Annotated in this window: 10 protein-coding genes and 1 pseudogene; 5 read left to right on the top strand and 6 right to left on the bottom strand. The window is 65.9% G+C overall.

The annotated features are described in order from the left end of the window. Positions 1–11 precede the first annotated feature (11 nt). Together FZN60_RS08490 and FZN60_RS08485 are read left to right on the top strand one after the other, a co-directional pair. Positions 12–734: a sugar transferase gene (locus FZN60_RS08490; RefSeq protein WP_246726664.1), complete on the top strand. Its 723-nt coding sequence runs from the start codon at positions 12–14 to the stop codon at positions 732–734. 898 nt (positions 735–1,632) lie between these two features. After that, positions 1,633–2,769, top strand: a complete 1,137-nt coding sequence (locus FZN60_RS08485) for a glycosyltransferase family 4 protein (RefSeq protein WP_158873049.1) — start codon at positions 1,633–1,635, stop codon at positions 2,767–2,769. A gap of 117 nt (positions 2,770–2,886) precedes the next feature. Here the strand turns inward: FZN60_RS08485 and FZN60_RS08480 are convergent, their stop codons facing one another. From FZN60_RS08480 to FZN60_RS08465, 4 genes and pseudogenes are all read right to left on the bottom strand, one after another. Beyond that, a complete protein-coding gene (locus tag FZN60_RS08480; RefSeq protein WP_158873048.1) occupies positions 2,887–4,350 on the bottom strand; it encodes an oligosaccharide flippase family protein in 1,464 nt (487 codons plus the stop codon). Between the two features lie 518 nt (positions 4,351–4,868). Beyond that, positions 4,869–5,405: pseudogene (locus FZN60_RS28850) on the bottom strand (IS630 family transposase); the annotation flags it as partial. 17 nt (positions 5,406–5,422) lie between these two features. Further along, complete coding sequence (locus FZN60_RS08470; protein ID WP_158873046.1) at positions 5,423–5,938, bottom strand: winged helix-turn-helix domain-containing protein; 516 nt, start codon at positions 5,936–5,938, stop codon at positions 5,423–5,425. Between the two features lie 223 nt (positions 5,939–6,161). Next, complete coding sequence (locus FZN60_RS08465; protein WP_158873045.1) at positions 6,162–6,713, bottom strand: hypothetical protein; 552 nt, start codon at positions 6,711–6,713, stop codon at positions 6,162–6,164. Positions 6,714–7,356: 643 nt separating this feature from the next. Between FZN60_RS08465 and FZN60_RS08460 the strand changes: the two genes are divergently transcribed. Then, positions 7,357–9,015 (top strand): glycosyl hydrolase, encoded by a 1,659-nt coding sequence (locus tag FZN60_RS08460; RefSeq protein ID WP_158873044.1) that lies wholly within the window; start codon positions 7,357–7,359, stop codon positions 9,013–9,015. Between the two features lie 136 nt (positions 9,016–9,151). After that, a complete protein-coding gene (locus FZN60_RS08455) occupies positions 9,152–10,258 on the top strand; it encodes a glycosyltransferase family 4 protein (RefSeq protein WP_158873043.1) in 1,107 nt (368 codons plus the stop codon). Positions 10,259–10,271: 13 nt separating this feature from the next. On the opposite strand, the gene FZN60_RS08450 is transcribed toward FZN60_RS08455, so the two are convergent. Then, positions 10,272–13,028, bottom strand: coding sequence for a calcium-binding protein (locus tag FZN60_RS08450; RefSeq protein ID WP_158873042.1), 2,757 nt, complete (start codon positions 13,026–13,028; stop codon positions 10,272–10,274). 380 nt (positions 13,029–13,408) lie between these two features. On the opposite strand from FZN60_RS08450, the gene FZN60_RS08445 reads away from it, so the two are divergent. Continuing rightward, a complete protein-coding gene (locus FZN60_RS08445) occupies positions 13,409–14,596 on the top strand; it encodes a polysaccharide pyruvyl transferase family protein (RefSeq protein WP_158873041.1) in 1,188 nt (395 codons plus the stop codon). Between the two features lie 100 nt (positions 14,597–14,696). Here the strand turns inward: FZN60_RS08445 and FZN60_RS08440 are convergent. Further along, on the bottom strand, positions 14,697–14,834 hold a 138-nt coding region (locus FZN60_RS08440; RefSeq protein ID WP_158873040.1), incomplete at its 5' end, for a hypothetical protein.

Genomic DNA, 14,834 nt, shown 5'->3' with positions numbered 1-14,834 from the left:
ATTCTGCAGACGTGACGCAGCCTCTTCCTCGGCGCCGCCTCGGCTTCGTGCCGTTCGAGGCGCGTCGACGCCTCGGCCGTCACCGCCAGTCGCAGACGAGCCTCGCAGGGGCGCCGACGATCGCCGGGTCCGCCTGGAAGCGACGGTTCGACGTCGTCTTCGCGGCTGCGGTGCTGCTCGCTCTCGCGCCGCTCCTGCTCCTGATCGCGGCCGGGCTGCTGATCGCCGACGGACGGCCGATCTTCTACAGCCAGCGTCGGATCGGACGGAACGGGCAGATGTTCTCGTGCCTGAAGTTCCGCAGCATGGTCAAGGACGCCGACGCCCAGCTGCAGGCCCTTTTGGCCAGTTCGCCGTCGTGCCGCGCCGAATGGGACGAGACCCAGAAGCTGCGCAGCGATCCCCGGATCCATTGGATGGGCCGTATCCTGCGCAAGACGAGCCTCGACGAGCTTCCCCAATTCATCAACGTCCTGCGCGGCGACATGAGCGTCGTGGGTCCGCGGCCGATCGTCCAATCGGAAGTCGCCCGCTACGGCCAGGATTTCGCCCACTACAAGTCCGTCCGTCCCGGCGTGACCGGCCTGTGGCAGGTCAGCGGACGCAACGAGCTGAGCTACAACGAGCGGGTCGCCCTGGACGTGCGATACGCCTCGAACGTGAGCTTCTCCGAGGATTTGCGGATCATTTCCAAGACCGTCGGCATCGTCGCCTTGGGGACGGGCGACCACTGATCACCCGCACGGCCACGATCGGCATCGAAGAAAGCGGGTCTCGTCCCGCTTTTTTGTTGTCTGCCTTCCATCCCGCAGGCGGGGCTGCGTCACCCAGAGGCGCTGAACATGATGTTTGCCTGCGCCGGCAGTGGCCGCGCGATCTCAAAAAGCGCGAGATGAAGTAGCTCCGAAGCAATCGATGGCGGGCGCTATTTTGAGCCCTCGTGTTCCGCCCAGCTTCGATAGGCCGGATCTCCGCTGCCCGACCAGCGTCGCTTCGCGCCCTGCGCGCTCTCGGCCGGGCATTAATGTGTCGTCAATCATACCGCGCCACTTTCTTGGCCAAGGTGCGATCCAAGCTGTAACCGGAGCTTCGAAGGAACCGGTTCGGCTCGAGCTCGCGGGATGGATCGTCCCGCCAGAGTCTGTCGCGGGATCGGCGCCGACGCGGAATGAACGGGATGCCGGCTTGAACCGATCGGTCGCAGATGCGTCGCCACACCTGTTCCAAGGCCGCCGATTCGCTCTTTGCGGGAGGCGTTTGGATCGTCGCTACCGAGAAGTGAAGGTGCGTGGGTCCCGCACGACACGCCACGAGCTGGTTGATGTGACTCCCCCTCTGCAGACTGTTGGCGTCGCTCGAAATGGGGTTGCCGGTTCGAAGGTTTCCGGCTTCTGATGAAGTCGGGATGGGGAGCGCGATGAACAGGTCCGATGTTTCGTTTGTGCCTGCATCAGCGCCGATGCGGGAGCGTAAGGTATTCTGGCGTGACGCGGCGACGTCTTCGACAGCCGGCCTGAGATCTCGGACCGGCTCTCTGCTGCTCCCATCGACCGGATACGTCGACCTTTGCCGGTGAGGTGCGTGATCCGTTGGCCTGAATCGGGTGTCCCGCGCCTTCGGAGTGCCGTGTAAGTGACGCGTCGGGTCATCGATCTTGCAATCAACGGGCGCTTCATCAGCCAGAAGATTACGGGAGTTCAGCGCGTCGCTCGCGAGCTGGTGCGCGAGATCGATCACATCGTGACCGAAGGAGACGATCGGTTCCGCGTGCAGCTGATCTGCGAGCCCGCGCCCGATCTCGGCGCACTCGCCCTGCGCTCGATCGATGTCGTCGAAGCGCCCGGTGCCAAGGGATGGGTATGGGAGCAGTTCGTGCTTCCCTTCGCCGCGCCGAAGAGCAGCCTGCTGTGCCTCGGCAACACGGCTCCGCTCCTGAGCATGGTGCGCCGCCAGCCGGTCGGCGTGATGATCCACGACCTGTCCTATCGGCAGTTCCCCGCCTCCTACAGGAAGCGGTACCGGATCTTCCACTCGCTGATCCTGCCGACGCTGATGCGCCGCGCCGATCCGATCTTCACCGTGTCCAAGACGGAACGGAACGCCCTGTCGGACGTGGCGCCCGCCTCGCGCCATAAGCTTGTCGTGGCGCAGAACGGAGGCTGGCGCCGCAGCCGGGAGGGTGACGAGTTGGGCGAGGATCCTGTCGCCCAAGAACTGCCCGCCAACTTCGTCGCCTATGTCGGCTCCCTATCCCTGCGCAAGAACTTCGCCGGTCTTCGGGATCTCGCCGTGCGGCTCGCGCGGGAGGACGGGATCGACTTCGTCTTCGTCGGGACGGCCGGACGCATCCTGACGCCGGTGGACATGAAGCTGCCGGACGACGTGCGCCGTCACGTTCACTTCCTCGGGCAGGTCGAGGACCCCCGGCTCCTGGGCGCGGTTTATCGCAAGGCCCGCTGCCTCGTCTTCCCGTCGTTCTACGAGGCTTCCGCCATACCGCCTCTCGAGGCGATGCACTTCGGCTGTCCCGTCGTGACGTCCCATATCCCCTCCATGGTGGAGCGCTGCGGCGAGGCGGCCGAGTATTGCAACCCTTACGACGTGGCTTCGATCCTGGCTGCCACGCGCTGCGTACTGCATGACCAGGATCGAGCGGCGGAATTGATCCGGCTCGGCCACGAACGGGAAAGGCGCTTTTCCTGGCGAAGCCAGGCCGAGCTGGTCCTGGACAGCATCTACGAGGCTCACGCGCCGCTCGTCGGAGCCTGAACCGCGCTTAGCGGAGGGCGTCGGCATCGCTCTCGATCGGCGTCGCTTCCAGAAGCCGTCCATGCAGACGGCGGTCAAGCCGCAACCCGTCCCATGCTGGACTCGCGCCGAGGTGCGTCAGGCCATCTTGCTCTGTTGCCGGAGCATCGATGCGATACGCTTCAGGCGGGGGAGAAGGGCGAGGACCGCGATCAGCCAGCCGCCCATGCCGGTGGCGATGGCCGCGACCAGCAGCGCAATGGGATCCATGCCGGCGGTCCCGAGCATCAGGATCAATCCCGCGGCGGCGGCGAAGGTGGCGAGGGGCGGCAGGAGCGCGGCCGGCAGGATCTTCGCGAGCGCGGTGCCGGAGCCCGACAGGCGGCGATGCGCGAGGCTGTAGATCAGCAGGCTGTTGCAGGCCGCGGCAAGGGCGGCCGCGACGCTCGCCGCGAGGACGCCATGCGGGGCGGCGGCGATCATGAACGCCAGCAGGAGCGCCGTCGTCACGACCTGCATGTAGAAGACGGACTTCTGGTGGTTGTGGGCCACCAGAGCCGGCATCATCGCCGAATCGAAGAGCATGAAGGCCCGGGCCACGCACAGGACGGCCACGACCGGTGCTGCGGCGCTCCATTCCGGCCCCATGAGGACGGGCACGAGAAGGCCCGAAACGCTGCCGAGGCCCGCCAGCGCGGATAGGCCGACGACGGCCGCGACGGCGAAGATGAGCGTCCAGGTCGAGGTCACGGGGCGCCCGGCCGCGACGTTCCTCGAGATCATGGTCATGCTGATGATGCGGGTCGGCTGATTGAAGATGTCCGCGACGGCCGTGACGAGCCGGCTGCTCGCGCGATAGATGCCCGTCGCCGCCGGCGACATGAAGATGCCCAGGAGGAGGTCGACCGCGTAGGTCGAGGTCATGTTCAGCGAGATCGAGCCGTAGCGCGGCAGCGACCACAGCGTCATCGCTCGCAGGGCGGTCGTCGAGAAGCGTTCGGAGAACACCGGCCGCTGGAGCGCGAGGTAGAAGGCGGCGATGAGGATGTTGCGCGCATAGATCTGGCCGACCAGGGCCAGCAGCCCGAATCCGGTCGCGAACATCGCGACCGCGACCAGCATGGAGAGCAGCTCGGCCGCGAAGGTCAGCATGTAGTAGGGCGTCAGCCGATTCGACCGGAGAAGAAGCGATTCCTGCCAGGCTCCGAGCGCCGCGATGAAGTTCGACGGAACGAGGATCAGGAGAAGGCTGGTGATGTCTCCGGCATAGCCGAGGCTGTCGGCCAGCCACAAACCGCCGAGCACCAGGAGGTTGAGCACCGTCACGAGGAGGACGTTGAAGACCAGCGTTTCCGTCGAGGCCTGCCGCGCCGACGGCGCCTTCAGGAGATACTCGAACGCGCCGCTGTAGAGCAGGGTGCGAATCACCGTCACGGCGATCGAGGCCAGCGCGAAGGCGCCGAACTCGGCGGGGCTGAGGTAGCGGATGGCCACCAGGGTCAAGGCGAAGGTGACGAGCTGGTTGGAGGCACGGGCGACCGGCCCGACGGCCACGGACGCGACCGAAGACAGCTTGCGCAGGCGTCCCGAAGGCTGGTTCATCGACGTAGGATCTCAACGGCCGGAGGCGGGGCGCCACCATCTCGGGCCGCAATAGCAGCAAGCGCCCCCGGTCGCATCAGGTCTCGGAGCATGGCTGCGGTGCATGACGTGTCAGGCGGCATCTTGCGATAGAGGTGCCCATGATCGGACCACGCTTGAGCCGGAGATCGGCGGAGTCGATCTCGATCGAAGGATTCGGCCAAGTTCGGCAGAGGTGCGTCCATGAGTGTCACCGCCGCTTCTTCTCAGGATGGATAAACGTCGCCTGTGCGAGGCTTCACGCGATATAGATACTGCTGATGACCTGCATCTAAGTATATCGCATCTGCGCAGGAGAGGGCGTCAGCGGCCGTTCTATGGGTCAGTAGTTCACCCCGGCCGGCAAATCGCTCGAATGTGGCGAGGAGGCCGGAGCGGCTGAACTGCCAAGTTGCGGTGGCGCATGGCGCGGCTGTGACGAAGCCTTGATGTGATCGATCGTGTGCTTAATGGGGAGCGGCGGTCTCATACCGCCGCACCTACGCATTGACCTGTTGCAGGTAAGGGTATGCGGTGAGGGATCGGACGCGTTCCGGCTCGTCGGCGAGTGCATTCCAGGCTTGGCAGCAGGCGTCGATAACGGCGTCGAGATCGGGCAGCATGCGATGCGAGAGGAAGCGCTCGCGCAGGTACAGCCAGATGCGCTCGACCGGGTTGAGATCGGGACAGTAGGGCGGCAGCGGCACGAGCGTGATATTGCTCGGCACGACGAGCGCCTTGGCCCCGTGCCAGCCGGCCTGATCGAGCACCATGACGACGTGCCGGCCGGGCGCGATGGTAGCGGCGAACTCGGCCAGGAAGACGCTCATGGCCGCCGTCGAGACGTGCGGGATTACCAGCGCGAAGGCGTCGCCGGTGGCGGGCCGCACGGCGCCGAACAGGTAGGCCGAGGCGAAGCGCTTGTCGCAAAGGCCGGGCGGGCGCCTGCCGCGCAGCCACCAGCGGTGACCTGTTCGCCCCTTCTGCCCGACCCTCGCCTCGTCCTGGAACCACAGCTCGATCTGTGCCTCGGGATGGGCCGCCCGCGTGGCCTCTACGGCAGCAAAGAGCCCCCCTTTGCGAAGGCTTGCGCCGCCTTGGCGCTGCGCTGGGGATGCACGGGCCGAGCCTTCTGCCGCGACAGGCCGAGACGGCGCACGACCCGCGACATCGATTGCGGACACATCGTCTTGTTGAACCGCGCCTCGATGAAGCGGCAAAGGTCAGGCAGGGTCCAACTCGACGGATCGCCGCGCTCGGGATCGGGCCCGCGCAGGACATGCGCCACCAGGGCGGCCTGCTCGCCATCGGTCAGGCGCTCGGGCCGGCGGCCGTTGGGGCGATCCACCAGCCCGGCCAACCCTTCGGCGTTGAAACGCAGCACCGCGTCGCGCAGCGACTGCCGATCGATCCCCGCCGCCCGCGCCGCATCCGCCCGGCTCAGGCCTTCCAGCGCGTTGGCGATCGCCAGCATCCGCTGCACCGTGCGCCGCCGCGGCTCCTTCTTGGCCAGGCGTCGTAGCTCGGACGGGCTCGCCACGTCCGTTCGGATCGGCAAACCGTGGGCCATCACTGCCTCCCTCTCATGGGACACGGCAATGAATCACGTCCTGAACGACGGGAAAACCCTCGTCGAGTCACGCAAAAAGTGCGGCGGTATCAAGCCTTGCGAGGACCGAGATCACAAGGCCGGCAGCGAGGTTTTCGCTGCCGGCCTTGTGACAATCTATTCCAGTCTCGCGCTACAAGCACGCATTGATACGTGCCTACGAACGAGATGGTTTACGAGATAATCAAACTTGATCCGGGTTCGGAGAAGCAGCCAGAATCCTCGCGACGAGCTCGTCGTGAGATATGGTATAGGTTTGGAAATTCTGGCCGGTGACGTCGTCGACATTCCGGAACGTGAAGTACTCGGCGCCCCGGAAGGTCACCGCCACGCCGTCGACGTCGCCATTGTCGCCGACGTACTGAATCTTGAGACCGCCATCCGAACGGACGGTGTACTTGTAGTCGTCTAGCTGGAAGCCGAGGAACACGCCGTCGTTGCCGCCGGTGCCGAGGTCAACGATGCCGTTGACGCGATCGACGTTCTGCGGGAGCCGGCTCTCGGATCCGTTGAAGTTGAAGATGTCGTCGCCCGCTCCGGTCTTGATGATCTGATCGTTGTCCTTGACGAGGTCGGAGATGCTGACGCGATCGTTGCCGTCGCTGCCGGTGTACTTGCCCGGGCTGACTTCGAACACCTTGGCGAAGCCCTTGGTCGGGGTGCCATCATTGTTCGGATTCGGCTCGGCAGAATACGTCTCATTGTCCGGAAGAATAACGCCCTGTCCAGATGCCATTTCGATCACTTCCCTTTGGTTGAACTCGATGGGCGCGTTTAAGCATTTTTTAAGCGTGATTGCTAGAGGGGAGAGCGGCTTCTAACCTAGAGGGACCCGCTGCAAACGCTTGCTCCGTTGCCCCTCGAGCCCTTGATAACTCGAAGAAAAGTTGATTGAAGCGCGCTTCTAAAAGTATTTTTGTGAAAGTTCAGCTGTTTCATTCGAGGGCTATAAGACGTCAGGCGAATGTGCACTGGATCAGAAATTTTTTTACGCAACGGTAGATCTGGAGCTGTTTTGTGATCGGCGGGCCAACGTGGCGTGGAATCTCGCGTGAGAGCGGATCGTTACGTCCCTGCCACCGCATTTTTTGGGATGCCCGACGCGTCGATCATTCCCTTCCCAGTAGTGTGAGCAGCTGGAGCGCGGGGCATCATTGCACTCATTAGTTGGCGGACCACATAAACCATGCGGCAGGAAAATCGCACCCTTCTTCGGCAGTGCGGCATCGGCGCTTCAAGTTGACGTGACCGCTCCTTTTTCGGACTTCGTGACCGCGTCGGTCGCCCGCTTCGGCAGAATCGCCACACTCGTGCCGTTTCTCAAAAGGGACGAACGAATCGCAACCGATAGTTGACGAGAAGCCCTTCGGAGGTGGTCTATGCCTGCTATGCGTCTCGGTACCCCGTCAGGCCTGGGGGTGCTTCTCGCCGCCGTCGCCTTCACGGCGATGGGTGGTCCCCTTCGCCCGGCGGACGCCATGGAGCTCGGTGTCCAAACGCACTTCAGCCAAGGCTGGCCGATCGAGGCCTTGGACGAGGCCGTCGCGCTGAAGGCGCCGGCGCTTCGCGATTCGCTGCCATGGAACCAGGGCGAGCCGAGCCGCGGCACCTATGCCATCAAGGAGCGCTCGTCGCACATCCGGGCGATCTGCGAGGCCGGGCTCGACGTCATGCTCACCCTCGTCCCGGAGAACCGAAACTACGACAACGGTGAGACCGTCCATACGGATGAAGGCCGGCGAGCCTTCGCCGACTACGTGCGGGCCGTGCTCGACCAGGGCCCCGACTGCATCGTCGCTGTCGAGATCGGCAACGAGATCAACGGCAAGGGCGGGATCAAGGGGCCTGCCGCGCAGGACGTGCCGCACTCCTATACCGCGCTCCTCAAGGCCGTGTACGACGCGGTCAAGCCCGACCATCCGGACGTCGCCATCCTCGGCGGCTCGACCAACGTCATCGGGACCGGCTTCCTGGAACAGCTCTTCGAGGCCGGCGCCCTCGAGGCGATGGACGCCGTGGTCGTCCACCCCTACCGCTCCCATCCCGAGAACGTGGCTCTCGAGCTCGACCGCCTGAAGGCGGCCATGGCGCGGCACGGCGGTGAGAAGCCGATCTGGGCGACCGAGTTCAGCGACAACTACGCCACGCCGGAACTGGCGGCCTCGGGTCTCGTCAAGATGACGGCGCTGATGAGCGCGGCCGGCGTCGAGCGGGCTTATTGGTACGCGCTTCGGGACCAGAGGTGGTTCCGCAACATGGGCCTCCTGCGCCCGAACGGCGCCACCAAGCCCGCCGCCCGGGCCTTCGAGCTCGCCCAGGCGCTCCTGCGCGAGGGGCCGGCCCGCTCGGACGACATGGGGCAGTCGCTGATCAAGCGCGTGGTCTTCGGCGAGACCGCCCAGGTGGTCTGGGGCGCGCCCTTCGCCATCGAGGTGCCGGAAGGCGCGCGCGTCGTCGACGTCGAGGGCCGCGAGGTTCGTCCGCCCTACCGTCTCGGCGAGGATCCCCTGATCGTGCTCGGCTCGGCGGACCTCACGCTCGGCAGCGGCCCCGTCGTCGCCGACACGCTTCTTCAGTTCGCGCAGGAGCCCTGGTCCTATCTCGCGGCGACGCCGAAGTCGAAGGAGGAAACCCTCTCCATGAACGACTGGGAATGGACGTCCTATCTGGGAAGCCGATGGCTGCGTCCGTTGCGCATCAACGATTCCAGCCTCGCCCCGAGCGGGGACCCGGCCGATCCGAACCGGCCCGTCGTCCGCTACACCGCTCCCGCCGCGCAGAGCGTCACGCTCAGCGCCTGCTTCGCCAAGGAGGAGAAGGGCGACGGCGTCGAGGTCGAGATTCGCCGCAATGACGAGGTTCTCAGATCGGAGACGGTCACGTCCGATCTGTCCTTCGACGATCTCGCGCTGGATCTCCAAGCGGGCGACAGGCTCGACCTCGTCGTCGGGCCGAACAAGGAGAACGGCGGCGATGTTCTGCGCTACCGGCTGCGCCTGTTCGCACCCGGCGAGGCCGCCGCGCCCACGCCGTGCTGAGAATCGGACGCCAAGAGGGGAGGGGGCGAGCAGGCTTTGCGCTCGCCGCTCCGTTCAGAACCCGGGTGGTGCACCGAAGGCGACGTGCTATCGATCCGCTCGTCACGACTCCGCTCACCTTCCACGACGAGATCCGATGCGTCCGATAGTGTTCAACGGAAAGTTCTACGGCGCCGGCCTGAACGGCGTCCATCGCGTGGCCGACCGGATGATTCGGGAGGTCGACGCGCTCCTGGCGGCGACCGATCCGGCGAGCCGCCCCGCCGCGTCGCTGATCCTGCCGACACGCCGCGACTGGACGCCGGAGTTGACGACGATCCGGCTGGAAGAGGACCCGAAGGCGACCTCGCAGGTCTGGGAGCAGTTCACCCTTCCGCGACGCGCCAAGGGGGCGGTGCTCGTCAACCTGTGCAACCTGGCGCCCGTCCTGCACCGGTCCAAGCTCCTGATGCTCCACGACGTGCAGTTCCTGTTCTCCGACAGTTCCTATCCGGCGCGCCAGCGCTGGGGTTACCGGCTGATCACGCCCTGGATGGCGCGAACGAGCCGCGAGGTCCTGACGGTGTCGGAGTTTTCCCGGCAGATGCTCGACTTGTGCCGAGTCTCGCCGCGCGAGCGCACCGTCGTGATTCACAACGGCGTCGACCACCTCCGGGAAGAAGCCGCGCAGGCCGGCGTCATCGAGCGTCTGGGGCTCTCAAATCGCCCCTTCGCGGTCCATATCGGCAGCCCGAAGGCCTACAAGAACACGGGCGTCCTGGCGAAGGCCTTCTCGGATGACCGGTTGGGCGACGTCGTTCCTGTCATCGTCGGAACGACAGAAGCCGCCCTGGCAAAGGTCGGGATCGCCATGCCGCCTCGCACCGTGTTCGCCGGCCGGGTGAGTGACGGGGAACTGCGCTCGCTCTACGAGCACGCCCTCTGCGTCCTGATGCCCTCGCGAACCGAAGGATTCGGCCTGCCGCCGCTCGAGGCCATGAGCGTGGGGTGCCCGGCCGTCATCGCGCCGGCGGGCGCCATGCCGGAGGTCTGCCGCGACGCCGTGCTCTACGCCGATGTCGACGCGGTGTCGGACTGGATCGCTGCCGTGCGGCGACTGCGGGACGAGCCCGGCCTTCGGGAGGAGCGGATCAGGCGAGGCCGAGAGCGCGCCGGCGCCTTCCTGTGGTCGGCGGCGGGCGCCAGGCTCTTCGAGCGCATCCTTCTGGCGGCTCGGGACGACGTGCCCTCCGGCCGGCCGTAGATCGTCGGACGTATCAGAGCATGAAGTCGCCGGCCGCCAGCGGGCCGTGCGTGACGACCTTGATCGCGATGTCGGCAAGGCCGTCGCCGTTCACGTCTCCCGACACGAGATAGCCGTCTCCCTGCTTCTCGATCATCAGCTGGCCAGCCCGGCGCGTGAAGGCCTCGACCAGGACGAAGGCGTCGTCCGCGGCCGTGCGGGTGTTGGCGTCGATGCCGGCGAGCGAGATGCGGTCGCGGTCCGCCGACGAGAAGTCCGCGATCGTGTCCATCGCCTTCGGCCGGCTGTCGCCGACGGCGTCGTAGACGAAGACGTCCGAGCCCGATCCGCCGTGCAGGATGTCGGCTCCCCCGCCGCCGCGGATCTCGTCGTTGCCCGCACCTCCCTTGATCTCGTTGGTGCCCGCGTCTCCGGTCAGCCTGTCGTCCCACTGCGAGCCGACCAGGTCCTGGAAGCGGCGGATCGTGTCCGTGCCGGCTCCGCCCGTGTCCTGCGCCGTCTCGATCGCGAGGCTTACCCGAACGCCGCTCGAGGTCGCCTCGAACGACACGGTGTTGCGGCCCGCGCCACCATTGAGGTCGTCGTTGCCCGCTCCGCCCAGGATGACGTCGTCGCCGCGCCCGCCGACAATGGTCGTGCCCGCGTCGCTCGCCTGAAGCCTGTCGTCGAACTCGGAGCCGACGAGAACCTCGATCGATCGGATTTCCAAGGTCCCGTTGGGAGCGAAGCTCTGGGGCGAGGCATCCGCGAGGTTCACGACGACGCCCCCGCCGAAGCTCTGGAAGGTCAGCGTGTCGCGGCCCGCACCGCCGTCGATCAGGTCGCGCCCGGCGGAGGCGTGGAAGGTGTCGTTTCCTTCGCCGCCGAAGAAGCTCTCGCTGTTGTCCGATCCCGAGAACCGGTCGTCATGGCGCGAGCCGACGACGGCCTCGATGTCGACGAGGCGATCTTCGATCGAGGCGGAGATCCTCTGAAGAGCCGGGTTGGACAGGCGCACGTCGACGCCTGCCTCCGCCTCCGCATAGCTGACCGTGTCGACACCCGCGCCGCCGTCGATCAGGTTGCGCCCGATGCCGCCCACCAGAAGGTCGTCGCCGTCCCCGCCCGAGATCTGATCGTTGCCCATTCCTCCGAAGAGGCGGTCTGCGAAATTCGTGCCGACGAGCGGCCCGCCCTCGGCAAACGCCCGCAGTTCCACGCCCGCTTCCGGAGCGGCGACCGGCTGGTGCCCGCCCTCCTGCGACACGCGCGTCAGCGTGATCTGCCGGGAGGTCGAGTCGCCCTGGACGTACTGATTGGGGCCGACGACGAAGTCCAGCGTGTCGCCGGTCTTCAGCGTGACCTCGAAGCCCTCGAGGTTGAACTGCCCGACGAAGATGCGGCTGAGGATCTCGGTCCCGTTGACGCGCAGGTGGAGATCGACGCCGTCGCCTTGGCCCGTGCGCCAGGTGCCGTCGATGCTCAGGACTTGGTCCCGGTCGGACACGAAGCGCTCCACCACGCGGACGGGCTTGTTGCCGTCGCCCGCCGGCGCGATGGAGTCGGCGTTGACGCGCAGCGGCTTGGTGTACTTGCTGCCGTAATAGGACGTCCAATCCCAATCGACCAGCGAGAGTTCGGTCAGCGTACCGTTCGGGTTCTCGGCGAAGTAGCTCCACTCCTTGCCGCCGAACTGCATCAGCGTATCGGCGACGACGGTCCCTTCCGCGAGCTGAAAGCCGGCGCCCTTGAAGATGATGGGCTCGCCGGAGAGCGTGTCCGGTCGGGCGATCTGCTGGCCCTGCGCGTTCCAGAACGTTCCGCCGGCCGCGAAGGAGACCGGCCGGTCGACGCCCCACATGACGTAGGTGTCGGACCCGAAGCGGTAGACGAGCGTCAGGTCGTCGTCGCCGCCTATGCGGACCGGGTCGCCCAGCGGCAGGAGGTTCTTCTTGATGAACTCGAACGTGTCGGCCGCGGGTTTATCCTCGCCGGATCGCGTCAGGAGGCCCATGTTCTTGAAGTGGTCCTGGTCGATCAGCGCGTACCAGTAGCTTTCCTTGACGCCGGCCGAGGCCATGAGCGTCGCCATCTTGAGCATGTAGGCGGGCGCCTCGGACGCGTCGGCGAACTCCTTGCCGAACTCCGTGGCATAGATCGGCTTGACCTCTCCGTAGCGCGCCATCACGCTCTGCAGGTGCGCGATCTCGGCATCGACGTGCTCGGGCTGCGGGCGGTAGGGATGAATCGCCACCGCGTCCATGTAGTCGAGGGCGCCCTTGGCGAAGATCTCTTCCAGCGCGCCGGTTCCGACGACGTTCACCGAGCCGCCGAGGATCACGACGTCGGGATGCTTCGTCTTGACCGTTTCCCACACCACCTTCAAAAGCTCGGTGTAGTAGAACGCCTCGTTGCTCAAGGCCGGCCCCTTGAAGTTGCCGGTGTTGAACTCGTTCCAGATCTCGATTTCCTGGACCTGGTCGCCGTACTTCTTCAGGACGGCCATGATGTGATTCGCGTAGGCCTGCCGGCCCTCGGCCGTGTAAGGCGTCAGGCCGCTGTCGTAGAGCGCGTTGGCACTGGCGAACGTCAGGAGGGAGGCGATGCCGGCCTTGTCGGCGGCGTCCATATAGTTGACGAGCTGCGAGGGAAACACATACTGCCCCTGCGTCGTTTCGACCTTGCCCCAAGGCTGAGAGTCCCGAATCTCCTCGACACCGAGCTGCTTGGCCTTCTCGATGAGCTTGGTGTTCCAACCTTGAGAAAAGTGCGTTTGAACATCCAGTTTCACGATGCGATCCTCGGCTTGATGTCCCGATGATCAGTCTCGCTCCTGAATTCGAGGTGAAGTATCATCCTCACCGAATTGGAAATGCTGCTCCGCGTTCCTACGATCAACCAGTGGTAAAGCCGAGCAAATGTTTTGTGTGAATATTTATCATCCTGTTTGCCGATCCCATCCATGACAGTCGGGACATGTTGAGGCGACGAACGCCACGAGGCCGACGCCACTCTCGACGACATGCGTTGTAAACGCTTCTCGCCTAGAGTGGCGTCGGGCGTGCCGATCCTCGCGTGCGCGAGGGGAATTTTCGGGTGCCGTCGCCTCGCGGTGCCGGCGGAGTTTCAAGCGAATCACGAGAGCCGGCCTGAGCTGGCAGGACAGTCGACATGACCGAACGCATGCCCCGCATCCGCCTCTTCAACGTGAAGTTCAGTCCCAATCTCGGCGACGGGCTCCTGGCCGAATGCCTGGAGATGGCGATGAAGGAGTGCGGCGGCGACGCGTCGGGGACCTATTCGGTCGACCTCAGTGCCCGCACGCGCTACGCGCGCGGCGATGCGTCCCGCTCGACCGTCTTGAGAGTGCTGGACGGCCTGCCGTCATCCCTGCGGTCGCTGGCGACCGCGCCGCCGCGGGAGCTGCTGCTCAGGCGCAAGTGGCGCCCTCATTACGAGCAGCACCTGAAGGGCGCCGACGCGGTCGTGATCGGCGGCGGCAACCTCCTCACCGACATGGACCTCAACTTCCCCGTCAAGGTCGCCTCGGCCCTGGAGATGGCCGCCCGGCAGGGGCTGCCGTCCGCCATCTACGGCGTCGGCGTGGCCTCACACTGGTCCGCCAAGGGAACCGCGCTCATGCAGCGCGCGCTGGAGCGAGCCAAGCCCATCTACGTCTCGGTGCGCGACGAGAACTCGAAGCGCAACTTCGACTCGCGCTTCGCCGCAGCCGCCGGGCGTCTCGCGATCGTGGTCCGCGATCCCGGCCTGATGATCGGACGCTACCTGCCGACCGATCCGGCCGGGCGTCGAGAGGGCATCGGCCTCTGCGTGACGAGCGCCGTCGCGATCCGGTATCATTCGACGCAGGTCGTGTCCGACGAGGACCTTGCGACATGGTACGCCAACCTCTGCAAGGGCTTGTCCGCTGAGGGCTTCAAGGTCGTCGCCTTCACCAACGGAAGCCCGGAGGACGAGGTGGTGCTCGACCAGATCGAGCCCGTTCTTCGCGAGGCGGCCGGCAGCGGCTTCGAGCGTCGGCGGCCCGACACGCCGACGGAATTGGCGAGCTTCATCGCCTCGTTCTCCGGCCTCGTCGCTCATCGCATGCATGCCATCATCGCGGGAGTCTCGCTCGGCGTTCCGGTCTTCGCGCTTCTCTGGGACGAGAAGCTGACCGCCTTCATGCGTTCCATCGAGCGGGCCGACTGCATGGCCTTCGTCCAGCCCGGCAACGAGCCCGAAGTCGTCTCGAAGCTCGTCGCGAGCCTGGATGGATCGGCGGCCGCCGCGCAAACCGCCCTTCTCGACGAAACGTTCGAGGCAGCCCGCGATCTCTTCCGCGTCCTTGCCCGATAGCGCTTGGGGGGAGGGGGAGGTGCTGTGCCCACCCCTCGCCATGCCCTTCCGGTCGGGACGGGGACAGGGCCGCCTGCGGTCCTTCTGACGGCTCCCGTCGTCAGCGCCCTTTGAGTGCGTTTTGTGCGGCTTTGAGGCCCCAGGCGAGGCGGGTGTTTGCGGCGTCCTGGCTTGGCGCCTCGACGTAGCAGCGCAGCTCGGGCGCGTTGCCCGAGGCGCGGTAGTGCACCACCGAGCC

The sequence above is a fragment of the Antarcticirhabdus aurantiaca genome, assembly GCF_009765365.1.
GTDB classification, from domain to species: Bacteria; Pseudomonadota; Alphaproteobacteria; order Rhizobiales; family Rhizobiaceae; genus Antarcticirhabdus; species Antarcticirhabdus aurantiaca.
Note: the sequence above shows the minus strand (reverse complement) of the source record. Positions and strands in the feature narration are given on the sequence as shown.

Excerpts from the sequence above, each read along its gene's own strand:
- FZN60_RS08480 (WP_158873048.1), bottom strand. The coding sequence starts at position 4,350 with ATGAACCAGCCTTCGGGACGCCTGCGCAAGCTGTCTTCGGTCGCGTCC.
- FZN60_RS08470 (WP_158873046.1), bottom strand. The coding sequence starts at position 5,938 with ATGGCCCACGGTTTGCCGATCCGAACGGACGTGGCGAGCCCGTCCGAG.
- FZN60_RS08465 (WP_158873045.1), bottom strand. The coding sequence starts at position 6,713 with ATGGCATCTGGACAGGGCGTTATTCTTCCGGACAATGAGACGTATTCT.
- FZN60_RS08460 (WP_158873044.1), top strand. The coding sequence starts at position 7,357 with ATGCCTGCTATGCGTCTCGGTACCCCGTCAGGCCTGGGGGTGCTTCTC.
- FZN60_RS08455 (WP_158873043.1), top strand. The coding sequence starts at position 9,152 with ATGCGTCCGATAGTGTTCAACGGAAAGTTCTACGGCGCCGGCCTGAAC.
- FZN60_RS08445 (WP_158873041.1), top strand. The coding sequence starts at position 13,409 with ATGACCGAACGCATGCCCCGCATCCGCCTCTTCAACGTGAAGTTCAGT.